The organism is Brevundimonas sp. Leaf280, from assembly GCF_001422455.1.
Lineage (GTDB): Bacteria > Pseudomonadota > Alphaproteobacteria > Caulobacterales > Caulobacteraceae > Brevundimonas.
In genome coordinates this window covers 115,314-140,695 of sequence record NZ_LMNC01000003.1, presented here as the reverse complement: position 1 = coordinate 140,695, position 25,382 = coordinate 115,314, and the positions used below count along the sequence as shown (strand labels likewise).

At 66.1% G+C, this 25,382-nt stretch carries 26 protein-coding genes; 13 read left to right on the top strand and 13 right to left on the bottom strand.

Translation table 11 applies throughout. From position 1 onward, the window contains the following. Positions 1–12: 12 nt before the first annotated feature. From ruvA to ASF31_RS06715, 5 genes are all read right to left on the bottom strand, one after another. A complete protein-coding gene (ruvA, locus tag ASF31_RS06735; RefSeq protein ID WP_055753941.1) occupies positions 13–630 on the bottom strand; it encodes a Holliday junction branch migration protein RuvA in 618 nt (205 codons plus the stop codon). Then, positions 627–1,145, bottom strand: a complete 519-nt coding sequence (ruvC, locus tag ASF31_RS06730) for a crossover junction endodeoxyribonuclease RuvC (protein ID WP_055753940.1) — start codon at positions 1,143–1,145, stop codon at positions 627–629. Before ruvC ends, ruvA begins: the two co-directional genes overlap by 4 nt. A 46-nt stretch (positions 1,146–1,191) precedes the next feature. Next, positions 1,192–1,887 (bottom strand): MgtC/SapB family protein, encoded by a 696-nt coding sequence (locus ASF31_RS06725; RefSeq protein WP_055753939.1) that lies wholly within the window; start codon positions 1,885–1,887, stop codon positions 1,192–1,194. Between the two features lie 76 nt (positions 1,888–1,963). Further along, positions 1,964–2,482 (bottom strand): hemerythrin domain-containing protein, encoded by a 519-nt coding sequence (locus ASF31_RS06720; RefSeq protein WP_055753938.1) that lies wholly within the window; start codon positions 2,480–2,482, stop codon positions 1,964–1,966. A gap of 83 nt (positions 2,483–2,565) precedes the next feature. Beyond that, positions 2,566–3,339, bottom strand: a complete 774-nt coding sequence (locus ASF31_RS06715; RefSeq protein WP_055753937.1) for a YebC/PmpR family DNA-binding transcriptional regulator — start codon at positions 3,337–3,339, stop codon at positions 2,566–2,568. 148 nt (positions 3,340–3,487) lie between these two features. Here ASF31_RS06715 and ASF31_RS06710 point away from each other — a divergent pair, with 148 nt between their 5' ends. Further along, positions 3,488–3,688 carry a hypothetical protein gene (locus tag ASF31_RS06710; RefSeq protein WP_055753936.1) on the top strand — a complete coding sequence of 67 codons (201 nt, stop codon included), beginning with the start codon at positions 3,488–3,490 and terminating at the stop codon, positions 3,686–3,688. 4 nt (positions 3,689–3,692) lie between these two features. On the opposite strand, the gene ASF31_RS06705 is transcribed toward ASF31_RS06710, so the two are convergent. After that, positions 3,693–4,976, bottom strand: a complete 1,284-nt coding sequence (locus tag ASF31_RS06705; RefSeq protein WP_055754181.1) for an arsenic transporter — start codon at positions 4,974–4,976, stop codon at positions 3,693–3,695. Positions 4,977–5,057: 81 nt separating this feature from the next. Here ASF31_RS06705 and ASF31_RS06700 point away from each other — a divergent pair, with 81 nt between their 5' ends. Continuing rightward, the gene (locus tag ASF31_RS06700) at positions 5,058–5,393 is read left to right on the top strand and encodes a helix-turn-helix transcriptional regulator (RefSeq protein WP_017506449.1); all 336 of its coding nucleotides are present in this window, start codon (positions 5,058–5,060) and stop codon (positions 5,391–5,393) included. A gap of 6 nt (positions 5,394–5,399) precedes the next feature. Beyond that, a complete protein-coding gene (gene arsC, locus ASF31_RS06695; RefSeq protein ID WP_055753935.1) occupies positions 5,400–5,804 on the top strand; it encodes an arsenate reductase (glutaredoxin) in 405 nt (134 codons plus the stop codon). 36 nt (positions 5,805–5,840) lie between these two features. Here the strand turns inward: arsC and ASF31_RS06690 are convergent, their stop codons facing one another. Beyond that, the gene (locus ASF31_RS06690) at positions 5,841–6,308 is read right to left on the bottom strand and encodes a MarR family winged helix-turn-helix transcriptional regulator (protein ID WP_162233947.1); all 468 of its coding nucleotides are present in this window, start codon (positions 6,306–6,308) and stop codon (positions 5,841–5,843) included. 114 nt (positions 6,309–6,422) lie between these two features. Further along, a complete protein-coding gene (locus tag ASF31_RS06685) occupies positions 6,423–6,857 on the bottom strand; it encodes a thioesterase family protein (RefSeq protein ID WP_017506452.1) in 435 nt (144 codons plus the stop codon). A gap of 111 nt (positions 6,858–6,968) precedes the next feature. Here ASF31_RS06685 and ASF31_RS06680 point away from each other — a divergent pair, with 111 nt between their 5' ends. After that, positions 6,969–8,099, top strand: coding sequence for a zinc-dependent alcohol dehydrogenase family protein (locus ASF31_RS06680; RefSeq protein WP_055753933.1), 1,131 nt, complete (start codon positions 6,969–6,971; stop codon positions 8,097–8,099). A gap of 9 nt (positions 8,100–8,108) precedes the next feature. Here the strand turns inward: ASF31_RS06680 and ASF31_RS06675 are convergent, their stop codons facing one another. After that, positions 8,109–8,792 carry a DUF599 domain-containing protein gene (locus tag ASF31_RS06675; RefSeq protein ID WP_055753932.1) on the bottom strand — a complete coding sequence of 228 codons (684 nt, stop codon included), beginning with the start codon at positions 8,790–8,792 and terminating at the stop codon, positions 8,109–8,111. Positions 8,793–8,931: 139 nt separating this feature from the next. Between ASF31_RS06675 and ppa the strand changes: the two genes are divergently transcribed. Beyond that, positions 8,932–9,492: an inorganic diphosphatase gene (gene ppa / locus ASF31_RS06670; RefSeq protein ID WP_055753931.1), complete on the top strand. Its 561-nt coding sequence runs from the start codon at positions 8,932–8,934 to the stop codon at positions 9,490–9,492. 65 nt (positions 9,493–9,557) lie between these two features. Here the strand turns inward: ppa and ASF31_RS06665 are convergent, their stop codons facing one another. Next, entirely contained in the window at positions 9,558–10,634 is a 1,077-nt protein-coding gene (locus tag ASF31_RS06665; RefSeq protein ID WP_055753930.1) for an aldo/keto reductase, read from the bottom strand. Positions 10,635–10,710: 76 nt separating this feature from the next. On the opposite strand from ASF31_RS06665, the gene ASF31_RS06660 reads away from it, so the two are divergent. Together ASF31_RS06660 and hslU are read left to right on the top strand one after the other, a co-directional pair. Next, on the top strand, positions 10,711–11,325 hold the full coding sequence (locus tag ASF31_RS06660; RefSeq protein ID WP_200918587.1) for a TetR/AcrR family transcriptional regulator: 615 nt from the start codon (positions 10,711–10,713) through the stop codon (positions 11,323–11,325). A gap of 87 nt (positions 11,326–11,412) precedes the next feature. Continuing rightward, positions 11,413–12,714, top strand: coding sequence for an ATP-dependent protease ATPase subunit HslU (hslU, locus tag ASF31_RS06655; RefSeq protein ID WP_055753929.1), 1,302 nt, complete (start codon positions 11,413–11,415; stop codon positions 12,712–12,714). On the opposite strand, the gene ASF31_RS06650 is transcribed toward hslU, so the two are convergent. Continuing rightward, positions 12,704–14,008: a YihY/virulence factor BrkB family protein gene (locus ASF31_RS06650; RefSeq protein ID WP_235551274.1), complete on the bottom strand. Its 1,305-nt coding sequence runs from the start codon at positions 14,006–14,008 to the stop codon at positions 12,704–12,706. The genes hslU and ASF31_RS06650 overlap by 11 nt on opposite strands. A gap of 62 nt (positions 14,009–14,070) precedes the next feature. Here ASF31_RS06650 and prmC point away from each other — a divergent pair, with 62 nt between their 5' ends. The 4 genes from prmC (at position 14,071) to ASF31_RS14275 (ending at position 17,244) form a co-directional block, all read left to right on the top strand. Beyond that, positions 14,071–14,982 (top strand): peptide chain release factor N(5)-glutamine methyltransferase, encoded by a 912-nt coding sequence (gene prmC, locus ASF31_RS06645; RefSeq protein ID WP_055753928.1) that lies wholly within the window; start codon positions 14,071–14,073, stop codon positions 14,980–14,982. A 266-nt stretch (positions 14,983–15,248) separates the two neighbouring features. Continuing rightward, entirely contained in the window at positions 15,249–15,470 is a 222-nt protein-coding gene (locus ASF31_RS14835) for an endonuclease domain-containing protein (protein WP_055753927.1), read from the top strand. After that, on the top strand, positions 15,467–15,604 hold the full coding sequence (locus tag ASF31_RS14830; RefSeq protein WP_162233946.1) for a DUF559 domain-containing protein: 138 nt from the start codon (positions 15,467–15,469) through the stop codon (positions 15,602–15,604). Before ASF31_RS14835 ends, ASF31_RS14830 begins: the two co-directional genes overlap by 4 nt. Before the next feature lie 557 nt (positions 15,605–16,161). Continuing rightward, complete coding sequence (locus ASF31_RS14275; protein WP_082465060.1) at positions 16,162–17,244, top strand: GTP pyrophosphokinase family protein; 1,083 nt, start codon at positions 16,162–16,164, stop codon at positions 17,242–17,244. 9 nt (positions 17,245–17,253) lie between these two features. Here ASF31_RS14275 and clpB read toward each other — a convergent pair whose 3' ends face one another. After that, positions 17,254–19,842, bottom strand: a complete 2,589-nt coding sequence (clpB, locus tag ASF31_RS06635) for an ATP-dependent chaperone ClpB (protein WP_055753926.1) — start codon at positions 19,840–19,842, stop codon at positions 17,254–17,256. Positions 19,843–20,015: 173 nt separating this feature from the next. Here clpB and ASF31_RS06630 point away from each other — a divergent pair, with 173 nt between their 5' ends. Continuing rightward, positions 20,016–20,657 (top strand): LysE family translocator, encoded by a 642-nt coding sequence (locus ASF31_RS06630; protein ID WP_235551273.1) that lies wholly within the window; start codon positions 20,016–20,018, stop codon positions 20,655–20,657. Positions 20,658–20,679: 22 nt separating this feature from the next. Here the strand turns inward: ASF31_RS06630 and ASF31_RS06625 are convergent, their stop codons facing one another. After that, positions 20,680–22,983 (bottom strand): TonB-dependent receptor domain-containing protein, encoded by a 2,304-nt coding sequence (locus ASF31_RS06625; RefSeq protein ID WP_055753925.1) that lies wholly within the window; start codon positions 22,981–22,983, stop codon positions 20,680–20,682. A 528-nt stretch (positions 22,984–23,511) separates the two neighbouring features. Here ASF31_RS06625 and ASF31_RS06620 point away from each other — a divergent pair. Next, entirely contained in the window at positions 23,512–24,981 is a 1,470-nt protein-coding gene (locus ASF31_RS06620) for an alpha/beta fold hydrolase (protein WP_055753924.1), read from the top strand. Positions 24,982–25,382: the final 401 nt, after the last annotated feature.

The window sequence follows — 25,382 nt, the reverse complement described above, 5'->3', positions numbered from 1 at the left end:
TCGATGCGGCTCTCATCGGCCCAACTCCTGCAGCGCTGCGCGGATCACCGCCGACAGCTCCGCCTCTTCGCCCAGACGGATCAAAGCCTGATCCACGGCCCGGCGCGCATTGACCTCGGCGACGCCCAGTCCAAGCAGGGCCGACACGGCCTCGCCGGTGATGGACGGAACGGGCGGTGCGATCTCGACGTGCATGCCGGGTGCGACCGGCGCAAAACTGACGTCGCCCAAGGGCTTGCCCTTCAGCTCGGTCACGATCCGCAGCGCCAGCTTCGGCCCCACGCCGTTGGCCCGCGCCACCGCCGCCTTGTCCTCGCGCGCCACCGCCGACGCCAGTTCGCCGGGCGGCAGGACGTCCAGCACCGCCAGCGCCGCCTTGGGCCCCACGCCCTGAATGGCCAGCAGGGTCGTGAAGGCCCGCCGCTCGTCGCGCGTCAAAAATCCATACAGGCGCGGCCCCGCATCCTCGCTCCACTGCGAATGGACATGCACCGTCGCCTCATCGCCCGGCGCAGGCAGCCGCCCCAGCGTCCGCGCCCCGCACGACACGACATAGCCCACGCCGGCGCAGTCGATCAGGCATTCCGCCTCGCCGACCTCGGCCAGCACGCCTCTCAACCGCCCGATCACGCCGCCCCCCGGTGCATCGCTTCCAGCAAGGACCGCTTCCGGAGTTGCGCATGGGTGATCGCAACCGCCAGGGCGTCGGCCGCATCCGCCTTCACGTCGCCCGCGGTCGGCAGCAGCCGTTTGACCATGAAGGCGATCTGGCTCTTGTCCGCATGGCCCGCACCCACCACCGCCTTCTTGATCAGGTTCGGCGAATATTCCGCCACCGTCAGGCCCGCCTTGGCCGGCGCCAGCATCACCGCCGCCCGCGCGTGGCCCAGCTTCAGCGTCGAGGACGGGTTCACATTGACGAACACCTCTTCCACCGCCGCCTCCTCGCAGCCGTGGTCGGCGCAGATCGTTCCCAGCGCCTCGAACAGATGCAGCAGCCGCTCGCTGAACGGCGCGGTCTCGGGCGGGGCCACCACCCCGTGCGCCACCCACCTCAGGCGCGCGCCATCCGACACGACGACCCCCCAGCCGGTGCGTCGCAGACCGGGGTCCAGGCCGATGATTCTGACAGGTTCGTTCGCCATCCGTTCCCCTCATGCCGCAAAGAGGGTTATCGGGCAATGAACGGTTTCAGTCGTCGCGCGGGTCCAGGCTGTAAGCGACCACGCCCGGTATGGCGCACAGCTGTTCCGCCAGCCGCTTCAGCTGGCTTTCCTCGGCAGCCTTCAATCGCCAGGTCCGTCGAACGGTCTGTCCATCGATCAGCTCGAAGCGGTCGTGTCGCGCGTCCGCATCGATGGCTTTCAGCGCCGCCTCGATCGCCGGCTCCGGCGACGCCTCGCGCCGTTCCCAGCACACTTCGGCGTCCACGACCGTGCGCGCGGGCAAACGCCCGCTGATCAGCCTCAGCCCGATCAGGATCAGCGCCGTGACCACCGTCGCCGCCGTCCCCAGCGCATAGAGGCCTGCCCCGAACAGAATGCCGATCGCCGATGTGATCCACAGCGACGCCGCCGTGGTCAGCCCGTGGATCGAAAACCCTGTGCGGAAGATCACTCCGGCGCACAAGAACCCGATCCCCGTCAGCACCCCGTGCGCCATCCGCGTCGGGTCTGTGACGATGTTCTCGTCGGGCAGGGCGCGGAACGCCCAATCGGCCTGCGACATGGCCGCCAGCATCAGCAAGGCCGACGCCAGGCTAACCAGGATATGCGTTCTCAGGCCCGCCGCCCGGCCCCGCCATTCGCGCTCGAAGCCGATGACCCCGCCCGCGATCACCGCGCCGAGGACCGGCAGGACGGCGCCTTCCAGACTACCCAGATTCATCCGCGCTCAACGACGGGCCACGCGCGGATGTTCCTTGGACGGACGATGCTGCGACATCGTGGTCGCAGCGACCGCCTCAGCCGTGCTTTTCGATATAGGTCTCGGGGTCTTTGTTCACCGGCTTTACGCCGGTGATGTACTCGGCCTCGAAGGCGGCGAACTTCACCGCCAGCTCATGGCGCGTCTCGACGTCGGCGTTCATGCGGAAGTCGGTCAGCCCCTGCCGCTCTTCCTCGCCCATGTGTTTGGAGTTGACGACGTTCGCCTCGCCCACGGCGTCGAACCACGCCTTGGTGCCGACCTTGTGCTTTTCGACCGCTTTGACCGCGTCGCGCAGCTTGTTGTGGTCCTCGATGGCGTCTTCGGTCTCGCCCTCGACCGTGCCGTCCTCGGCGTCATTGGCGCCTTCGCCCTGCTTCAGCAGCTCGGGATAGAAGAACCGCTCCTCGGCCTCGGCGTGCACATCCAGGAACGCCGACAACCGCGACCAGACGGCGCTCAGCGCATCGGTGTCCTTGGGGTCGATCTGTTCGATGATCGCAAACAGCCGACGCTGTTCGGCATGGTCGTCGAGGATCAGCTGGGTGATGTCCATAGGGGCTCCAGGCGTAACGGTGAAGCCTCGTTACGCCCGGCGCACGACCCGGTTCCGTGCGAACGACTCGCGGTCGTTCGGGATCAGCCCGCGTACTTGGCCGCATCCTCGTCGGAGATGTCCTCGTTGGAATAGACCGCCGACACGTCGTCCTCGGCGTCCAGCGCGTCCAGCAGCTTGAACAGGGTGCCGACGGCCTCGCCGGTCACCGGCACTTCAGACTGCGGCTTCCAGACGATGGCGGTGGACTTGGGGTCGCCCAGCACCTTGGACATGGCCTCGGCGACGTCGTTCAGGTCCTCGAAGGCGGTCCAGATCGTGTGGCCCGGCGCGTCCTCATAGATATCGGGTTTGACCAGGTCGCTCTCGACGTCCTGGGCGCCGGCCTCGATGGCGGCCTCCATCACGGCGTCTTCCGAACCGGCCTCGGCGGCGTAGGTGATCTTGCCCACCTTGTCCCACATGAAGGCGACCGAGTTCATCTCGCTCAGCGCGCCGCCGTTCTTCTTGAAGGCCGCGCCGATGTTGGACGCCGCACGATTGCGGTTATCGGTCAAAGCTTCGACGATGATGCCCACGCCGCCCGGACCCCGGCCCTCGTAGCGGACCTCTTCCATCGTATCGACGTCGCCGCCGGCGGCCTTGTTGATGGCGCGCTGGATCACGTCCTTGGGCAGGCTTTCGGCCTTGGCGTTGTTGACCGCCAGGCGCAGGCGCGGGTTCGCCGCCGGATCCGGCAGGCCCGACTTGGCCGCCACGGTGATGTCGCGCGACAGTTTGGAGAACAGCTTGGAGCGCTGCGCATCGGCGCGCCCCTTGCGGTGCATGATGTTCTTGAATTTCGAGTGGCCGGCCATGGGATCGTCTTTGAGCGTTCTGAACCTGAGCCGCGCCTCCTAAACGAAGAGCGGCATCCTGTCACGATACGCCGATCGGTGGCGACAGGGGTGGAACCTGTACCGTTTGGGCGTATTGATCCGGGCAAGACAGACGGAGCGTAAAGCCATGACCGCAGACGACACCATCTATGAAGCCGAAGGCTATATGGACGAGGACCTGCACGAGGCCGACATTGTCGAGTGGTACGAAGCCCGCCCGGTCACCGTCTCCACCGCCGTCGCCACCGGCGCCATCGTGACCGCCTTCACCTTGGGCGCCCTGACCGCCGTCGGCGCCCTGTTCCTGATCGGCCGTCTGGACGACTGAGGCGCTAGACGCTCAGGCGTAAGGCCAGGGCCGCCAGGGCGACGCCCAGGACCGGCAGGGTGAGCACCACGCCCACCTTGAAATAATAGCCCCACCCGATCTTCACGCCCTTTCGCGCCAGGACGTGCAGCCACAGCAATGTGGCCAATGAGCCGATGGGCGTCATCTTCGGCCCCAGGTCGCTGCCGATGACATTGGCGTAGATCATCGCCTCCCTCGCCGCGCCCGTCGCGCCCGAGGCGTCGATCGACAGGGCGCCGATCAGAACTGTCGGCATATTGTTGGCGATGGCCGACAGGAAAGCCGTCAGGAACCCGGTTCCGAAGGCCGCGCCCCAGACCCCGCCTTGCGAGAATCCGTCCAGCAGGCCCGCGATCTGGCGTGTCAGGCCGGCGTTGCCCAGCCCATAGACGACCAGATACATCCCTAGAGAGAAAATCACGACCTGCCACGGCGCTTCGCGCAGCACCTTCGTCGTGCTGATGACCGTGCCGCGCCCCGCCACGAAGAGCAGGACGACCGCCCCCGTCGCGGCGACGGCGGACACCGGCACCCCTCGCGGCTCAAGAACGAAGAAGCCGATCAGCAGAAACGCCAGTATGATCCAGCCCCACAGGAAGGTCGCCCGGTCCTTGATCGCGCTGGACGGCGCGGCTAACCGCTCCACGTCATAGGCCTTGGGAATATCGCGCCCGAACACCACGAACAGGACCATCAGCGTCGCGGCGATGCTCGCCAGGTTCACCGGCGCCATGACCGCCGCATAGCGGTCGAAGCCGATGTCGAAGAAGTCGGCCGAGACGATGTTGACCAGGTTGGACACCACCAGCGGCAGGCTGGCCGCGTCGGCGATGAAGCCCGCCGCCATCCCGAAGGCCAGCGTCGCCTTGGGGCCATAGCCGAGCGCCACCAGCATGGCGATGACGATGGGCGTCAGGATCAGCGCCGCCCCGTCGTTGGCGAAGACCGCCGACACCGCCGCGCCCAGCAGGACGAACAGGACGAACAGCCGGCGCCCATGGCCGCCGCCCCATCGCCCGACATGCAGCGCCGCCCATTCGAAGAAGCCCGCCTCGTCCAGCAACAGGCTGATGATGATGATCGCGACGAAGGTCGCCGTGGCGTTCCAGACGATGTCCCAGACCACGGGGATGTCGGCCAGGGTGACGACGCCCAGCAACAGCGCCGCCGCCGCACCGCCCATCGCGCTCCAGCCGATCTGCAGGCCCTTCGGCTGCCAGATCACCAGGGTGATGGTGACCGCGAAGATCAGAAAGGCGACGATCATGGGCGGCTCCATCCCGGCCGACCGACGACCGCACCGCCCTCTCTAGCTTGCACGAAACTATATTTCCAGTATCTTGGAACAATGGAATCCGAACCGGCCATTCTCGCGCTCGCCGCCCTGGCGCAATCCACGCGCCTGGACGCCTTCCGGCTGCTGGTCCGCCATGCGCCGGACGGCCTGCCGGCCGGAGAGATCGCCGACCGGCTCGCCGTTCCGACCAATACGATGTCGGCGCATCTGGGCGTGCTGTCGCGCGCCGGACTGATTGCGTCCCAGAGGCGCAGCCGGTCGATCATCTACCGGGCCGATCTGGATCGACTGGGCGAGGTCGTGCTGTTCCTGCTCAAGGACTGCTGCCAGGGCCGCGCCGAGCTTTGCCAACCCTTGCTGGCCGAACTGGCCCCCTGCTGCGACTGAGGCCCAATGGACGTCGTCATCTATCACAACCCCGCCTGCGGCACGTCGCGCAACACCCTGGCCCTGATCCGCCACGTCGGGATCGAACCGCATGTGATCGAGTATCTGAAGACCCCGCCCAGCCGCGCGCTGGTGGCCCAACTGGTCGAACGTATGGGTGGATCGGTGCGCGATATCCTGCGCGAAAAGGGCACGCCCTACGCCGACCTCGGCCTGGACGACGGCGACTTGTCGGACGACCAGCTGCTGGACGCCATCGCGGCGCACCCGATCCTGATGAACCGCCCCATCGTCGTCACGCCCCTGGGCGTCAAGCTGTGCCGCCCGTCCGAGACGGTTCTGGACCTGCTGCCCGACCCTCTCGCCAAGCCCTTCGTCAAGGAAGACGGCCAAGTCATTCTTGACGCCTAGGGGCGGGCGACTGACGTTCAGGGCGGTCCGATGTCGTCAGGGGTCGGACCGTTCGGGCGTCTGCGGGATACGATCCGTCAGCAGCTTCAGGACCTTGGCGGTGATGGCCAGTTCCTCGTCGGTCACGCCCGTCAGCAGTCGCGTGCGATCCTCGCGCGCGACGCGATCGGAGGCGTTCAGCGCCTCCAGCCCCTTGGGCTCCAGCCGGATCAGGTTGGCCCGTCCGTCGCCGCAAAACGGATGGCGCGACACCAGCCCCTCTTCGATCGACAGCTTGATGCGGCGCGACAGCGACGCTTCCGATATCCGAAGGATCGCCGCCAACTCCGCCTGCGTCATCCCCTTGGGCTTGGACGCCAGGACATACAGGTGCGCGCGCTGGGCCGCCGTATAGCCTCGACCGCGAAACAGCGAATTGGCCCGCGTGATCCACGCCCGGGCGACAAAGGCGATGCGCATGGACACGACCAGTTCCAGGCTTCCGCGCGGATCGTCCCCGGTCATTGCGGCATCCGCCTCCGTAAGGCTCAGATAAAAGGCGTCATCGAGATCGGCGGGGTCGGAAGGCATTGGCATCACGGAAACAGGCGCTGCATTGCAGACGAGGGGCGAAAGTCCTCACCCGGCGCGAAGGTTCTCCACCACGCTTCTCAGCCGAGCCGGCAACGGCTTGGGCCGGCGGGTTTCGGCGTCGACATAGACGTGGACGAAATGGCCGATGGCGGCGGGAACATCGACGCTGCGCTTGAAGACCGCAAAGCCGTAGGTGACGCTGGAGGTGCCGATCGCATCGACCTTGATCCCGACCTCGATCACATCGGGGAACTTCAGCGACGAGGTATAGCGACAGCCCGAATCCACCACCAGGCCGATCGATTCCGTCAGCGCATTGGCGATCAGCAGATGGGCGTTCACCGCCGAGTCGACGAACTCATAGAATTTGGCGTTGTTGATATGGCCGTATTGATCGTTGTCGGCCCACCGGGTGGAGACCATGTGAAAGGCCTTGTAGGTCGCCCGTTGCGCCAGCGCGCCCTCGTCTCGTTTCGGCATCGTCGTCTCCCTCGGCGACGCGAACCGTCGCTCTCGATCCCGACGCTCTAGCTTGGACGACGTTAGGTCAAGCGCCTATCGGTAGGTTGTTGATGACGAAGGCTTGACCACATGATCCTCACGACTCGCGCCGCCGTCCTGTCTGACATGGGCGCCGCCCGCCCCTATGCCGACAGCCGCCCTCTGTTGGTCCAGACCGTCACGCTGGACCCGCCCGGCCCCGGCGAGGTGCTCGTCGCGATCAAGGCCGCCGGCCTGTGCCACTCGGACCTTTCGGTCATCAACGGCGACCGCCCCCGTCCCCTGCCCATGGCCCTGGGGCACGAGGCGGCAGGCGTGGTCGAGGCGCTCGGGGACGGCGTGACCGATCTCGTCGTCGGCGATCACGTCGTCATGGTCTTCATGCCGTCGTGCGGTCATTGCAATCCGTGCGCCGGCGGCCGTCCCGCCCTGTGCGAGCCGGGCGCCGCCGCCAACGACCGGGGCGAGCTGTTGTCCGGCGCTCGCCGCATCTTCCGCGAAGGCGATCCGGTCAACCACCACCTCGGCTGCTCCGCCTTCGCCGAGCGGGCCGTCGTCTCGCGCCGCTCCCTGGTCAAGATCGATCCCGACCTGTCGTTCGAAGAGGCGGCCCTGTTCGGCTGCGCCGTCCTGACCGGCGTCGGCGCCGTAGTGAACACCGCCGGCGTCAAGGCGGGCCAGAGCGTCGTCGTCATCGGCCTGGGCGGCGTGGGCTTGGCCAGCGTGCTGGGCGCCCTGGCCTCGGGCGCCAGCCCCGTCGTCGCCGTCGACCTGTCCGAGGACAAGCTCGCCTTGGCCCGCACCCTGGGGCCTGTCCATACGGTCAACGCCGCCGACCCCGATGCGGTCGATCAGGTTCGCGCCCTGACGAACGGCGGCGCCGACTTCGCCTTCGAAATGGCCGGTTCGGTCCGGGCGCTGGAGGCGGCGTGGAAGATGACCCGGCGCGGCGGAACCACCGTCACCGCCGGCCTGCCGCCGCCCGATGCGGCCCTTGCCGTCAATGTCGTCTCCCTGGTCGGCGAAGAGCGCACGCTGAAGGGCTCCTACATCGGCACCTGCGTCCCCAGCCGCGACATCCCCCGCTACGTCGCCCTGTATCGCCAGGGCCGCCTGCCGGTGGATCGCCTGATGAGCGGCGTCATTCCCCTAGATGACATCAACACCGGCTTCGACCGCCTCCACGCCGGCGAGGTCGTACGACTGATCGTCAGACCCTGACAGAAGCCTTTACGGCTCCAGCAAACGCCGTGCGTTGCGAATGGCGCGGGCGGCGGGTGACGCCTCCTGGCGATAGATCAACAGACCGAAGGACGAGGCGACGCCCAGCGCCAGCCACAGCGGCCCGAACAGCCAGGCCGCCGCCGCCAGGGCGAAATAATAGCCGCGGACACCCTGACTGAAGGAACTGAGCGCCGGGTTCAAAAGCTGGCCCGCCGCCTCGCTGAAGGCCTTGCGGTCGGTCTTGGTGTGAATCTCCGGCGCCGCGCCGATCAGCGCCAGGGCGTAGTTCATCTGGCGCAGCGCCCAGATGAAATCCAGAAAGCCGCGCGCCAGGCAGATCAGCACCAGCGCCAGTTTGGCCTCCAGAATCTTCATCGGCACGTTTTCGGCGCCGACGGCGGCGAACCCCTGGAGAGCGCTCTCGCCGCCGAACAGGATGCCGGCGACCGCCGCGATAAGCAGCAGGTTGGTGGAGGCGAAGAAGGAGGCGGAGTTGATCGAATGGCCCATCAGCTGGCTGTCGATCAGCTTCATCTCGCGATGGGTCATGGACTGCATCCAGGCCGCCCGGACATGCTCCATATCCTGATTCAGCGAGCCGCCCCGTCGGCTGATGAAGGCCAGGATAGGGCTGTATCCGAGCCAGCAGATGAAGAAGAGGGCCAGCGCCGCCCAATCGGTCCAGGTCATGATCCAGATGTCCGCGATGATGCGCCGAGACGCAAGCCCGCCGGCCCCGTGTTCGCCACACGTCGCCCTTGCCGTGACGGGCCGGTGAGCCTATCACCCTTCGCCTTTCAAAGTTTCGCAGTCGCAGCAAAGACCCGCCATGAACCTCGACGCCATTCCCGTCGGCCCGAACGCTCCCTGGGACATCAACGTCATCATCGAAATTCCGCAGGGCGGCCTGCCGGTGAAATACGAGATGGACAAGGCCTCGGGCGCGCTGTTCGTCGACCGCTTCCTGCACACCGCCATGTACTATCCGGGCAACTACGGCTTCGTGCCGCACACCCTGTCGGACGACGGCGACCCTTGCGACGTGATTGTGCTGAACCCGACGCCGGTCGTTCCGGGCTGCGTGATCCGTTCGCGCCCCATCGGCGTGCTGAAGATGACCGACGAGGCCGGCGGCGACGAAAAGATCCTGGCCGTGCCGGTCGACAAGCTGAACCCCTACTACACCGAGATCGCCAGCTATCGTCAGCTGCCCGCCATCCTGATCGAGCAGATCGAGCACTTCTTCACCCGCTACAAGGACCTGGAGAAGGGCAAGTCGGTCAAGGTCGAGGGCTGGGGCGACGCCGGCGAGGCCGCCGACCTGATCGCCAAGGGCATGCAGGCCCATCAGGGCAAGCTGGCCAAGAACAAGGCCGCCAACGCCGCCTGATCCGGGTGACGTCGGCTGATGCATCAAAGGCGCTCTCCGGCTGGAGGGCGCCTTTTTGCTGGCGACTATTCGCGCCAGCCCGACACGTCGTTGCCGCCGAAGACCATACGGCGGATCGCCGGAGCCATCAGGCCAAGGGTGAAGCCCGGCGGCGGGGCGCTGGCGGCGTTCAGACGCGACATCTGTTCGTCGCTCAGTTGGAACGCGGCGGCGGCGATATTGCCCGCCAGTTGGGCCGCAGTGCGCACGCCGATCAGGGTGGAGGCCACGCCAGGGCGTTGCATGACCCATCTCAGCGCGACCTGCGCCGGCGATCGATCGGTTTCCTTCGCGACGGCCTTCAGCGTGTCCAGCACGTCCCAGTTCCGATCGACGAACTTGCTCTGCCCAAAAGGATTGGCCCCACTGAGGCGTCCGGCGTTCGTCGTGTCCTCGCGTCGGTATTTGCCGGTCAGGAAGCCGCCGGCCAGCGGGCTCCAGGGCATGACGCCCATGCCGCCTTCAAGCGCGGCCGGGATGTGTTCGGCCTCGATGTCGCGGGCGACCAGTGAATACTCCACCTGGATCGCGATCGGCGCCGGCGCCCGCCGTTCTGCGGCCAACGTCGCCGCCTTCATGGCCAGCCAAGCCGGCATGTCCGACAGGGCGAAGTAGCGAATCTTGCCCGCGCGAACGAGGTCGCCAAGGGTCTGAACGATCTCCTCGACCGGGGTCACGCCGTCCCAGATGTGCATCCAGTACAGATCGACATAGTCGGTCCCCAGGCGCTGCAATGACGCATCCAGCGCGCGATGGATGTTCTTGGCTCCGGCGCCGCCGGCGTTGGGATTGCCCCGGCTGGCCTGGGCTGTCGTCAGCGGACTGGCCGATCCGTTGAAGGCGAACTTGGTGGACAGCACGACCTCGTCGCGGGCCCCGGCCTCCCTGATGAACTGTCCCACCAGGCGTTCGCTCTCGCCCCCGGCGTAGATGTCTGCGGTGTCCACGAAGTTGCCCCCCGCTTCGCGGTAGGCCTGAAACACCCGTCGCGCCTCGGCTTCATCGGCGCCCCACTCGCCCGATCCAAAGGTCATCGTCCCAAGTGCGAGCGGACTGACGACCAGGCCGGAACGGCCCAGGGTGCGAAATTCGGTCAGAGACATCTTGTTTTCCTAGCGATCACTACAGAACCAGTGAGTGCGCTGGCGCCACAGGTCAAGATGTTTTATAGTGACCACTATGGAATCCACCCTGTCTTCGCGTCGCCCCGGTCGCCCGCTGTCCTTTAACCGCGACTTCGCCCTTCGACAGGCCATGCTCGTCTTCTGGCGTCACGGCTACGAGACGACGTCCATCGCTGATCTGACGGCGGCGATGGGGATCACGGCGCCCAGCCTCTATGCCGCGTTCGGCGACAAGAAGCAGTTGTTCCTCGAGGCCGTGCGTCTATACGCGGGCGACCCTCGAGCGATGGCAGACGGCATCGACGCCGCGCCCAGCGCTCTGGAAGCGGCGCGCGGCCTGATGACCGCCGCGGCCCGCGCCTATACGGGCGAGGACACGCCCAGTGGCTGTTTGATGGCCAGCGCGACCGCCAGCGGCTCGGCGGCCTCGGCCGATGTGCAGCGGGTCGTGGCGGACATCCGCCGCAGCGTTCGGTGCAGCCTTCAGGCGAAGATCGATCAGGACATGCAGGCAGGCCGCCTGCCGCCCGCCACGAATGGCGCCGCGCTGGCAGGTCTGGTCATGGCGGTCATGCAAGGCATGTCCGTCCTGGCGCGAGACGGTATGGAACGGCCTGCCTTGCTGGGGATCGCCGAGGCTTCGCTGCAGGCCTGGCCCGGAGACGCGTGATAAGAGACGACGGTGCGAGCGGGAAAACACGCGCTGCGACGCCCCGCCCCTCTCCCGCAACGGTTCGGCCTCTCCTATCTGCGTCGCATGACCGAACTGACCCCCCGCGAGATCGTCTCCGAACTGGATCGCTATATCGTCGGCCAGAACGACGCCAAGCGCGCCGTGGCCGTGGCGTTGCGCAATCGCTGGCGCAGGAAGCGCGTGCCGGCGGACCTGCGCGACGAGGTGACGCCCAAGAACATCCTGATGATCGGCCCCACCGGCGTCGGCAAGACCGAGATCGCACGGCGGCTGGCCAAGCTGGCGGGCTCGCCCTTCCTGAAGGTCGAGGCGACCAAGTTCACCGAGGTGGGCTATGTCGGCCGCGACGTGGATCAGATCGTGCGGGACTTGGTCGAAAGCGCGCTGATCATGGTGCGCGAGCGCCGGCGCGGCGACGTGCGGGCCAAGGCGGAGGCCGCCGCCGAGGACCGGATCCTGGACGCCCTGGTCGGACCCGGCGCGGGGCCGGCGACGCGTGACAGTTTCCGAAAGAAGCTGCGCGCCGGAGAACTGGACGACAAGGAGATCGAGCTCTCGCTAGCGGACACCGCGTCGCCGATCCAGGGCCTCGACATTCCGGGCGGCGGCAATGTCGGCCTGCTGAACCTGTCGGCGATGCTGGGCAAGATGGGCGGCGGGCGCACCAAGACCGTCAAGCTGACGGTGCGCGATGCGACGACGCCGCTAATCGCCGAAGAGGGCGACAAGCTGCTGGATCAGGACAGCCTGACGCAGGAGGCGCTGAAACTGGCCGAGAACGAGGGCATCGTCTTCCTGGACGAAATCGACAAGGTTGCGGCCCGGCAAGGCGCATCCGGCGCGGACGTGTCGCGTGAGGGGGTGCAGCGCGACCTGCTGCCTCTGATCGAGGGCACCACGGTCTCGACGAAATACGGGCCGGTGAAGACCGACCATGTGCTGTTCATCGCCTCGGGCGCCTTCCACGTCGCCAAGCCCTCTGACCTGCTGCCCGAACTGCAAGGGCGGCTGCCGATCCGGGTCGAGCTGAAGGCCCTGACGCGCGACGACTTCAAGCGCATCCTGACCGAGCCGGAGGCCAATCTGATCCGTCAGAACCAGGCCCTGCTGGCGACCGAAGACGTGACCTTGACCTTCACCGACGATGCGGTCGAGGCGATGGCCGATGCGGCGGTGGCGGCCAACAGCGCGGTCGAGAACATCGGCGCGCGCCGTCTTCAGACCGTGATGGAGCGGGTGCTGGAGGAGACCAGCTTCAAGGCCTCAGAACTTTCGGGCCAGACCGTGACCTTCGACGGCGACGCGGTGCGCGAGAAGATGGACGCCCTGACGAAGGACGTCGATCTGAGCCGTTTCATTCTGTAGCGACGCGCTCGGCGGCCTTGCGGTTCTGGCGGCCGCGCAGTCGGTCGGCCACCCGTTCGGCCTGACGCTGGGTGAAGGCGAGGGCGGCGGGGTTGCCGCGTCGGGCGCCGATGCTGTCGGCGACCTTGGCGCCCCGCTCGCCGATCGGCTGGGGCTTGCCGGTCGTGGTGTCCACGGCGGTCTGGTGCTCGATCTCGGCGTTCAGCTCGGCGCCCATGACGATCACCTGCACCGACAGCCAGGTCCACAGCAGGAAACCCATCATCGCCGCCAGCGGGCCGTAGCTGTCGGTCCGCACGAAGTTGGACAGATACCAGCTGAACAGGAAGGACACCGTCAGGCTGAGCAGGGCCGCAAAGATCGCGCCGGGCGTGACCCAGCGCCAGCGCGCGCGCTGACGGCAGGGGCCATAGCGGTAGATGACGGTCAGGGCGGCGACATAGCCGACCAGCAGCAGCGGCCAGCGCAGCGGCGCGATCAGCCCCCACTCTTCCTCCAGCCCGAACAGCCGCACCACCACCGGCACGCCGACGACCAGCACCGAGGTCAGCAGGACCGCCAGGATGGCGCCCACGGTGAAGACCATGCAGATCAGGTTGTAGCGCACGATGTTGCGGCGCTCGACCTCGTGATAGGCGACGTTCAGGCCGTAGAACAGCACCTTGACCGCCCCGTTGGCGGTCCACAGGGACAGGGCCAGGGTCCAGGCCAGGGTGAAGGTCAGCTGGCTATTGGAGTTCTCGGCCAGCCGCTGCATCTCGCCGCCGAGGAAGACCGCGATGCTGTCGGGCAGCAGGGCGTAGAGGAACTGCAGCCGGCCCCAGGCGTCCTGCGGATCGGCGAACAGGCCGTAGAGGGTGACGAAGGTCGCTAGCAGCGGGAACAACGACAGCAGGGTGAAGAAGGTCACCCCGCCCGCCACGAACCCGACCCGGTCGCCGAAGTAGGAGCCGGCCGTGCGCCAGGCGATATCGACCCAGCCCTTGTGCGGGATCTGGCGCGGCCGTTTGGCCATGCGGCCGCGACCGGGCTCCTGGGCCTCATAGTCCTCGGGCGTCGGGACCTTGGGCGGCAGGGGCTCGGGGCGAGGGGCGCGCAGCTCGACCCCGACCTTGTGTCCCTGGCTGTAGAGCAGGTGGGCGGCGCCGGCGCCGGCGGCCAGACCCCCGGCGGCGGCGGCCAAGAACTTCCACACCCGGCCGCGCTCGACCCGCGCCGGCGTCCGGACGAACAGGTTGCGAAGCGGGGCGAGGCGGGAGGGGCGGCGCGCAGTCATCCCGACGCGAACGGTCAAGCTGGGCTCGCGTTCCTCCCGTCGCGCTTGAAATCGGCGCCGGGCCGGGCCAATCAACGCCCATGACCGACCCCATCACGCCCAAGTCCGACACCGACGCCCCGACCCTGCTGACCGCCTGGAAGGCGGCGCAGGCCCGGCTGAAGACCGGCCGCATCGACAGCCCCGCCATCGACGCCCGCCTGCTGCTGGAGGCCGCCGCCGGCGCCAGCCGCATGGACATCCTGACCGACCCCTATCGGCCCATCACCGCCGACCAACTGAGCGCCTATGAAGCCATGGTCGAGCGCCGGCTGAAGCGCGAGCCCGTCTCGCGCATCGTCGGCAAGAAGGGCTTCTGGAAGATCATGCTGAACGTCACCCCCGACGTCCTCAGCCCCCGCCCCGACACCGAAACCCTGATGGACGTCTCCATGCTGGCCTTCGGCAAGACCGAGGCCTTCGACGCCATCGACCTGGGGACCGGCTCGGGCGCGATCCTGTTGGCGCTTCTGGCCGAGCGGCCGGCCGCGCGCGGGGTCGGCACCGACATCTCGTCCGAGGCCCTGGCGGTGGCCAAGGAGAACGCCGCCAACCTGGACCTGAACGACCGCGCGACCTTCCTGCGCACGGAATGGGCCGCGGGTTTCGGCGACGCCAGCTTCGACCTGGTGCTGTCCAACCCGCCCTATATCCCGACCGACCATATCGCGACCCTGGACCCGGAGGTGCGCGACCACGACCCGCACCTGGCCCTGGACGGCGGGCCGGACGGCTTGCAGGCCTATCGCGACCTGGCGCCCGAGGTGAAACGCATCCTGAAGCCGCTGGGCGTCTTCGCCGTCGAGATCGGCTTTGACCAGGGCCCGCAGGTCAAGGCGCTGTTCGAGGCCGCCGGCTTCACCGACGTCAAGATCATCAAGGACCTGGGCGAACGCGACCGCGTCGTCACCAACGGCCCGGATCCACGCACCAATCCGATCCCGCAGGACTGACGGAGATCAGACGGTCGGCGAACAAAAACACCGTCTAATTCGTCTAATTCGTCTGAATTGCCCCTCCCCGACCGTGCGACGCGTCCCCTGCGGACGAACCGAGACAGGATCGCACGGTTTGAGGGCATGGGCAGGAGGATGACGCTGGCGGCTGGCAGGGTGTTGAAATCGTTGGCGGTATCCGTCGCAGATGCGCGGGCTGGCGGGTTTTGCTTGCCGAAAGGCGGTGACGGTCGTGGGATGGGCCTTCCGAAGGAGAGCCGCGCATGACGACCAGCCGCCTGACGCCGCGCTCGCGCGGGCTTCGCCAGAGTGGCGGCCTGGCCGAGGGCCGCATCTGGTCGCGACTGCGTGGCGGCGCGGTCGATGGCTGGAGGGTGCGACGCCAGCACCCGGTCGGACGGTTCGTGGTCGATTTCGCCTGTGTCCCGCTGCGTCTGGTTATCGAGATCGACGGCGGAGTGCATGAACGCGCGAGGTCGTGTTGAACGACCACTATCGCCAGCAGGCGATCGAGGCGCTGGGCTGGACCGTCATCCGCTTCACCAACGCCGAAGCCCTGGCCGACCCCGGCCGTATCAACGCCGCCATCCGCGACCGCGCCAAAACGCTGGGCCTGTGACCTCCCTCTCCCGTTGGGAGAGGGCTTGAGCCTCCGAGAGCACAGCGATCGGCAAGGCGAAAGGGTGAGGGTCGTCCGCTGGCCGCCATCCGCTGCGGCCCGACCGCTGCGACGGCTCACGCCGACTTCGACGCCCGACCCTCATCCGACCGCTTCGCGGCCACCTTCTCCCAATGGGAGAAGGATCAAGTTTTGGCCTTCCCTCTCCCATTGGGAGAGGGCTTGAGCGCCCGAGAGCGCAGCGAGCGGCCTTGCGCGAAAGGGTGAGGGTCGTCCGCCGCCCGCGATCCGCTGCGGCCCGAGCACTGCGACGGCTTACGCCGACTTCGACACCCCGCTCTTATCATTTATTTCGGAGCACTTCCTCTTGCCGGGAGAGAACGACTGAAGACGACAGCGGCCCGACTGTGACACGACACTTGCACTCGCTGCTCCTTAGCAACCTAAGGGACCCCACAAACAAATAACAGAGGTAGCGAACCGTCGATTTGCTGGATAATGCTGTCGTATGAACGAACCCTGCCGTCAAATTGGCATGGCAACACGGACCGGTTAGAATGGCAGCCTCTCGGAAAGCTGAACAAATAAGAAGCTACGAAGAGGTTCGACCTCAGTACGTGGCTCTGTCAGCGAGTTTACAAAATCTGATTGAAAGCCTTCTGCGATCTGAAGGAATAAGATTCCATCTTGTAGAATCTCGCGCCAAGACAACTGAATCGTTCTCTGAAAAAATTTCGCGACCTGGGAAGCGTTACAAATCCCCCCTTTCTGATATGACTGACCTTTGCGGCGTACGAGTGATCTGTAATTTCCACGACGATATCGCAAAAGTTATAGATATTCTGAGAACTGAATTTGTTGTTAAAGAAGAGCAATTTAGCAACAGTAGGGAAAGTCTGGAATCTTTCCGCTTTGGATATTTAAGTTATCATTTAATATGTCAAATCAGTGAGCGGAGATACGAACTTCCGGAGTGGCGGCAGTTCAAAAATCTTAATGTTGAAATACAGGTGAGAACAGTAGTTCAGCACGCGTGGTCAGCCGTTTCTCATATTGTAAACTACAAACAAGACTCCGACGTTCCGTCAGCACTTCAGCGAAAATTGAATAGATTGGCAGGTCTATTTGAACTTGTAGATGAGCAATTTGTGGAAATAAGGAACGAGCGACTCAACAATCAGCTACAAGCGAAGAACTCCATCGCTTCAGGTGACAAAACTATAAAAATCTCGGCATACAGCGTTAAGGAATTTCTTGCGGCTTCTGATGTTACGAAATTACTCGTCGATAATGCGACAGAAGCAGGCTTTGACATTTATGAAGAAGGTGAAAATCCGTATAACTTTACGGATGATGAAACTGATGAGGATTCAATCTCCCATCTCTCAAGCATTTCTCAACGGCTAGGCCTAAAATCTGTTTCAGATCTAGAAATAGCTCTGAAATCTGCGAATTTAAGCATATTTGAACGCTTGATCAATGATGATGATGGAGATTCATGGAGCGCATCGCCTGCATTCTTAGCGATTCTTGCTTTGATTGACGTCTACAAGAAGGCAATAAAGAAAGAAGACCTAACAAGTAACGGCTTCCATGAATCAATCGCAGATCGCGTAATAAAAGCTGCAAAGGCAGCCTGAGACCTTGCGCTAATGCACCCGCATCTTCCCGATCTCCAACCCGCCCTCGCCGGCGGTGACGGCGATCACGCCGCCGTCCTCGATCTCGCCGGCCAGGAGTTTGCGCGCGATCGGGTCGACCAGGTCCTTCTGGATGACGCGTTTCAGGGGTCGCGCGCCATAGGCGGGGTCGTAGCCGCGGGCGGCGAGCCAGGCCAGGGCGCTGTCGTCCAGGTCCAGGGTCAGGCGGCGGTCGGCGAGCAGCTTCTCGAAGCGTGACAGCTGGATGCGGACGATGCCGCCCATCTGGTCGCGTCCCAGGCGGTGGAACAGGATGATCTCGTCGATCCGGTTCAGGAACTCGGGCCGGAAGTGGGCGCGGACGGCGTCCATGACGAAGGGGCGCACGGCCTCGACGTCATCACCCTCGCCCTGATCGGCCAGATACTGGCTGCCCAGGTTGGAGGTCATGATGATCAGGGTGTTCCTGAAATCGATGGTTCGTCCCTGCCCGTCCGTCAGGCGGCCGTCGTCGAGCACTTGCAGGAGGACGTTGAAGACGTCGGGGTGGGCCTTTTCGACCTCGTCGAACAGGACGACCTGATAGGGGCGACGGCGCACGGCCTCGGTCAGGGCGCCGCCCTCGTCATAGCCGACATAGCCGGGAGGGGCGCCGATAAGGCGGCTGACCGAGTGTTTCTCCATATATTCCGACATATCCAGGCGGGTGATGGCCGCCTCGTCATCGAACAGGAAGTCGGCCAGCGCCTTGGTCAGTTCGGTTTTGCCCACGCCGGTCGGGCCCAGGAACAGGAAGCTGCCCAGCGGTCGGTTGGGGTCGTTCAGGCCGGCGCGGGCGCGGCGCACGGCGTCGGACACGGCGGCCAGCGCCTCGTCCTGACCGACGACGCGGCCGCCGAGCGCGGTTTCCATCTGGAGCAGTTTCTCGCGTTCGCCCTCCAGCATCTTGTCGACGGGGACGCCGGTCCAGCGGCTGACGACGGCGGCGATCTGTTCGGCGTCGACGACCTCGGGGGTCAGGGGGCCCTTGCCGGAGGTCTCATTGGCCTCGGCTTCTTCAAGTTGCTTTTCGATCTGGGGGATCTGGCCATAGGCGATCTCTGACGCACGGCCCAGGTCGCCGGCGCGCTGGGCGTTGGCGAGTTCCAGGCGAAGGCGGTCCAGGGTTTCGCGCAGTTGGGCGCCCTGCCCGACCTTGTCCTTTTCGGCCTTCCACTGGGCGGTCAGGTCGTCGGACTGGCCCTCCAGATCGGCGATCTCGTCCTCCAGCTTTTCCAGACGGTGTTGGGAGGCCTGGTCGGTCTCCTTCTTCAAGGCCTCGCGTTCGATCTTCAGCTGGACCAGGCGGCGGTCGATCTCGTCCAGCGCCTCGGGCTTGGAGTCCACGGCCATGCGCACGCGGCTGGCGGCCTCGTCGATCAGGTCGATGGCCTTGTCCGGCAGGAAGCGGTCGGTGATGTAGCGGTTCGACAAAGTGGCTGCGGCCACAATCGCGCTGTCGGAAATGCGCACGCCGTGGTGGACCTCGTACTTCTCCTTCAGGCCGCGCAGGATAGAGACGGTGTCCTCCACCGTTGGTTCGGCGACGAAGACCGGCTGGAAGCGGCGGGCGAGCGCGGCGTCCTTTTCGACGTGTTTGCGGTATTCATCCAGGGTCGTGGCGCCGACGCAGTGCAGCTCGCCGCGCGCCAAGGCGGGCTTCAGCAGGTTGGACGCGTCCATGGCCCCGTCGCCTTTGCCGGCGCCGACCAGGGTGTGCATCTCGTCAATGAACAGGATGATGCCCCCCTCGGCCGCAGAGACCTCGGACAAGACGGATTTCAGCCGTTCCTCGAACTCGCCGCGGTATTTGGCGCCCGCGATCAGACTGCCCATGTCGAGCGCCATGACGGTCTTGTCGCGCAAGGATTCCGGCACGTCCCCGTTGACGATGCGCAGGGCCAGGCCCTCGACGATGGCGGTCTTGCCGACGCCGGGCTCGCCGATCAGGACGGGGTTGTTCTTGGTGCGGCGGGCCAGGACCTGGATGGTGCGGCGGATTTCTTCGTCGCGGCCGATGACCGGGTCGATCTTGCCGTCGCGGGCGGCCAGGGTTAGGTCGCGGGCGTAGCGTTTCAGGGCGTCATAGCCGTCCTCGGCGCCGGCGGAATCGGCGGTCTTGCCCTTGCGCACCTCGGCGATGGCGGCCTCCAGCTTGTCGGCCGTGACGCCCGAAGCCTTCAGCACCTCGGCGGCGACCCCGCCCTCCTTGGCCAGCGCGGCCAGCAGGCGTTCGGTGGTGACGAAGGCGTCGCCCGCCTTTTTCGAGGCGTGCTCGGCGGCGGCGAAGACGCGGGCGGTGTCGCCGTCCAGATAGAGCTGGCCCGAGCCGCCCGAGACCTGGGCGCGCTTTTTCAGCGCGGTTTCGACATCGGCTTCGGCGCGACGGGCGTCGCCGCCCGCGGCGGTGATCAGATTGCGCGCCAGGCCGTCGCGTTCCTCCAGCAGCACCTTGAGCAGATGCTCGGGCGCGAACTGCTGGTGCCGGCGGGCCAGGGCCAGCGACTGGGCCGACTGGACGGCCTGTTTGGCGCGGTCGGAATAGAGTTCGAGATTCATGGTTTCAGTCCCCTCGGGAGGCGGATGGATTTCAGCACACCCTCTGCTGAGCAGCGCGCCGTTGAGATCGAGGTGGGTGTGACGATCGGGTCACACAAGGGGTCCGCTGGGCGGCTTTCGGGGCTGTCCGTTTCGCCGCCGCGCGCCTAGGCTCTGGCGAACAGGAGCGCCTCGTGATCGCCCATTCCGCCTGGCCCGTCGATCTGGCCGTCGTCGGCCCCTTTCTGATCGCCGTGGCGCTGATCGAGCTGACGCCGGGGCCGAACATGGGTTGGCTGGCGCTGGTCGCCCTGGCGCGGGGACGGCTGGCCGGTTTCGCGGCGGTGGCGGGCGTGACCCTGGGGCTGGCGGTGTGGATGCTGGCGGCCGCCTATGGGCTGACGGAGGTCTTTTCCGTCTGGCCGCCGCTGTATCAGGGCCTGCGTTGGGCGGGCGTGCTGTTTCTGCTGTGGCTGGCGTGGGAAGCCTGGCGCGCGCCGACGATTGAGGCGGCGCCCAAGCCAGACGGCCGCTCGCTGCGCGGCCTGTTCGTGCGCGGCCTGATGGGCAATCTGCTGAACCCCAAGGCCGCGGTCTTCTATGTGGCCCTGCTGCCGACCTTCATGCGGCCCGACCACGGCGCGCCGCTGAGCCAGGCCCTGACGCTGGGGAGCCTGCATCTGGCGGTCGCCGTCCTGGTGCACAGCCTGATCGTGATCGGCGGCGCGGGCGCGGCGCGGCTGGCGCCCCGGATGCAGGGTCGCGCCCTGCGCGCGGTGATGGCCGGCGGCCTGATCGTGGTCGCCGCCTGGCTGGCCTGGGAGACGCGGACCTAAGCCCACGTCCCCCGTCTGGCCGTCAGCCCCCGGTCGGGCCGGTCGAGAAGTCGAACTGTTCCGGCTGGCGGCGCGGACCGCCGAAGTTCCAGGTCAGGCCGATGTAGAAGGCCCGCAGCTTAATGTCCTGCTCCGAGCGTTCGCGGAACTGCGGCGTCTCGTAGATGGTCGTGGTGTTGAAGGTGTTGAAGATATCCCGCGCGGTGAAGTTGAACGACAGCTGCTCGTTCAGCTTCCTGCGATAGCCCAGATTGACCATGCCGCCGGCCTCGCGCCGGCCCTGGGCCAACAGGCTGTCGCCCTGCCAGAAGCTGGAGACCTGGACGAAGTCCTTGGCAGTCGGCTGCCAGTTCAGGCTGAGACGGCCGCTGGCCAGGGTGGCCTCGCGGTTGCCGCCGCCGACGACGGCGCCCGAGTCGATCTCCTGACGGAAGACGTTGACGCTGGCGCTGTAGCGCAGGGTCGGATGCAGTCGCCCGTTCGCCGTCGCCTCCACCCCCAGGTCGCGACGCGAGCCCAGGTTTTCCGGACGGGTCAGGAAGACGCCGCCGCCGATGTCGGACGCCACGTCTGTGAACGCCTTGTCGGTGTTCCGCAGATAGGCGGTGGCCTGATAGAAGCTCTGGCCCTTTCGCATCTGCCACATGGCCTCGAAGCTGTCGGTCTCCTGCGGCTCCAGATCCGGATTGCCCGAGCGGACGTTCAGCGGGTCCTGATAGACGACGAAGGGGTTCAGCTGGCTGGGCTGGGGCCGCTGGATGCGGCGCGAATAGCTGGCGCGCAGGGTCTGTTCGGGCGTCAGCTGATACTGGACGTGGGCGGTCGGATAGGCGCGGAAATAGTCCTGGGACGCCGAGGCGCCGCCGGTCAGATCCTTGATCTCGATGTCCGCCTGCTCAAGCCGCAGACCCAGTTGGGCCGACAGCTTCTCGCCCAGCGGCCGCTCATAGGTGGTGTAGAGGGCATGCACCGTCTGGGTGGCTTCGAAGCGGTTGTTCAGGGCCGGGACCGGGGCCAAGGCCGCCTGCGAGGGACCGCGCAGGAACTCGGCGTCCTGCTCGGGACGCTGGGCGTTCAGCTCATAGCCCAGGCGCAGCTTTCCGCCGTCGGACATCGGGCGGGTATAGGCGCTGGTGAAGCCCCAAGTGACCTGATCGACCGCGGTCCTGGTCCGCTCGTACAGAGCCGCGCCCGCCGGGGTCAGGAAGGTGGTCAGGGTCTGGCTGGTGGTGTCGTTGGCGTTGGAATCGTAGCGCAGCTCGTTGGACCACTCATGGCCGTCGCCGTCGAAGCGGCGCAGCACGCGCGCCGTGGCGCCCCAATTGTTGAAGGTGAAGTCGGAATCGCCGACCCGGCGATAGGCGCTGGTCACCGCGCCGGCGGCGTTGCGGGTTTCATACAGGCCGTCGCCCGACCCGGTGCCGTCGAAGGCCACGCCGCGCAGTTCGCCGGTCAGCTGGGTCTTGTCGTCCAGCTTGTATTCGGCGGTGAAGCGGGCGAAGGCGCCGTTCTGCTCGGACTCGACCGGCTGTTCGACGGTCGTGGTCGAAACCACCGCGCCGGTGACCGGATCCAGCTGTTCACGGACGCGGTTGAAGGTCAGTTCGGTCGGATCGGAGCGATAGCTGGCGTCGCCGGACAGGGTCAGGCGATCCTTCTGGTACGAGCCGCTGAGGCCCGCGTTCCAGCGACCGTTGTCGCCGACGTTGACGCGCAGCGAGCCGGTCGTCTGGGTGCCCGGCTTGGGCGCCGTGGGCTTGGTGATCAGATTGATGACCCCGCCCGAACCCTCGGGGCTGTAGGCGGCGGACGGATTGGTCATGACCTCGATGCGGGCGTACTGGCTGGCCGGCAACTGGATCAGGGCCTGGCCGCGACCGGGACCGGTCAGGATGCCGGACGGGCGGCCGTCGACCAGGATGGTGACATTGGCGTCGCCGCGAAGCGACACATTGCCCTCCGGGTCCACGTCCACCGACGGCACGTTGCGGAGCGCGTCGGCCAGGCTGCCCGTCGTCGCCTGAAGATCGTTGGCCAGGCTGTAGCTGACCGAGTCGATCGAGGTGCGCACGTCATTGGCGCGGGCGTTGACGACCACGTCGCCGACGCTGGCGGGCTGCTGTTGCTGGGGCGGTTCGGCCGTCTGAGTACGCGGCGCGGGCGTCTGGGCCGTCGTCGCCGGGGTTTGAGCGGCCGGCTGGCTCGTCGTCGCCGGCGGCGGGGTCTGCGAGGCGGTCTGGGACGAATTCTGGGATTGAGCCAGAGCGGCGCCGGGCAGGGCGACGGCGGCCGCACCCAGCATGAGAACGAGTTTGGAAGAGGTCATGCCCCGGCGATCCTGAAAGAGTGCGCGGGCGTCTGTTTGCGCCCGTCGATAAGCCTGACTATCCCGCCCACTTTGCATCGCAAAGTTACATCTTCTTCATTCCGATTACATCTTCTTCATCCGGCCGCAGCGCTCGCGGCCGAGCGGAGGACCGCAGCGGCCTGACCTTTCTTGGCCGCGCCGATATTGGGCATGACGCAGACAACAAGGTGGCCCCATTCGGACAAGGAAGGTCTCTCCGGCTAGACGGACCGAAAACCCGTAATCGCTTACGCTAAGAGGTCGCGCTGACTGGGAGATACGGCCCGAGCTACGGAACCGATTTGCGACGGCCTCGCCAGCTTTTGCCTATAAGGCTGCCGCTATGCGCCAGCAGCGGACATTACTCCCTTCCCGAGAAGCAGACATTCGCTCGGGCCCTACGAGTTTAAGCTGCAACCGCTGTCTCTGACGGATTGGGCCGTTACCAATGATTAAGTTGCGCTAAGCGGCAGTAGTCATGACGGTCGCCTCGAGACGGGGATCGACATGTTCAAAACAACCTTACTGTGGCTTTCGTTGATCGCGGCCATCCCTGGAACGGCGCTCGGTCAGGCGGGGCCTTCGCGATCCGCCTTTGTGACCGGACGCTGCGCGGTCGAGGTCGCACCAGATGAGAAGATAGAATGCGGAACGCTCAGCGTCCCCGAGAACCGGGCCATCGCCGACAGCCGGCTCATCCGGCTGCCAGTGATGATCTTCCGCAGCCGGTCGCCCCAACCCGTCGCAGACCCCATCGTGTTCTTGACCGGCGGTCCAGGAAACAGCGCACTGACAGGCCAACGGTCGGGACGGAACAACCCCTTCCTCAATCAGCGCGATCAGGTGCTCCTGGAGCCACGGGGGGCTCGGTTGTCTACGCCAGCCCTGGACTGCGCGGAGATCATCGCAGCGAAGCGCGAGATCGCTGCCGGCCGGCTGAGGGCCGAAGCGGCGGACGCCGGCCTGGTTGCGGCCGCGACGGCGTGCCGATCGCGGCTCGTCACTGCCGGTGCGGACCTGAACGGCTACACCTCGGCGGAAGCCGCTGACGATATCGAAGATCTCCGCGTCGCTCTCGGCTATCCGCAACTCAACCTCTACGCCTTGTCCTACGGAACCCGTCTGGCCCTGACCGTCGCGCGTCGTCATCCGACGTCGGTCAGGGCGATGGTCCTTGATTCCGCGCTGCCGCCGGAAGTCGGCTATGACGAGACGGCCACCGCCAACACTTGGCGCGCCCTGAACGCCGTCTTCGATGGCTGCGCTGTCGATCCGGCCTGCGCCGCCAAGTGGCCCAACCCGCGGGGCGATTTCGACACCCTGGTCTCCCGCGCCGATAACGAACGCCTCCCGTTCGGGCTGACGCATCCTTCCATCGAAGTTCGTGGCGCCCAGGTCGTGCAGGGCGTCGCGGCCGCTCTGCAGGACCCTCGCCGCATTCCGCTGATCCCTCGCGCTGTGGGAGATGCACTGCGCGGACGCTACGAAGAACTGGCACGCTGGATCGGCGAGGCGCAGGATCCCGCCTCATTCAGTTGGGGACTGCGGCTGTCCGTGTGGTGCGGCGAAGAGATGCCGTTCGAAAATAGTGATCGGGTTCGCACGCAGACCGCGTCGAGAAACGGCCTCGGAGGCATCGATCCAAGAGCCGCATCGCCTGAAATGTGCGAAGCCTGGGATGTTGCGGCCGCGGCCTCCTCTGCGAATGAGCCGGTCGTCAGCGAGACGCCGACCTTGATCCTGGCCGGCGAGTTCGACCCATCCACCCCGCCTCAGTGGGGGCGGCGTCTTTTGGCGAATATGCCAAAGGCGTTCTTTGTCCTCATGCCGGGTCTGAGCCACGGCGCGAGCTTCAATGCCTGCGGCGGGCGGATGGCCTTCGACTTCATCAACAACCCAACAGCCCCACCGACCCTGACCTGCGTTTCGAAGCTCGCGGGGGCGGATTTCTCCGCCAGCGCAGCAGAGCAGAGATAAGCCGCCGCTCGTGGATAGCGGTCGCGATCTGACCGCGCCGCCGCAACGCGCCAACAGCGGACGTGGGACTACCATCGAAAACGGGACATCAACTCCGAGCCTCTTGCGGCCGCACTTGATGTATTGGTGCCGCGGTTCATTTGCTTCTTGAAGCTGGCGGACGTTCGAGAAGGCCACCGGCGCTACTATCGATCAGGCTGGGTTAGTTGTTGCTCCTTCGTCTCCAATCACAAAATCGGGCGTCTGTTCGGGCACCCTGCCAAGCGTTGCGCTTCGATGTAGGCGCGCGAAGGGGCCATGCTCAAGGCGGCGAGCGGTTCACACGCTCAAATCCAGATCGACTAGCTCGGGGATTACAGCTTGATCGGCGTCATCGCCAACCAGCTCTCGGCGCCCCGCTG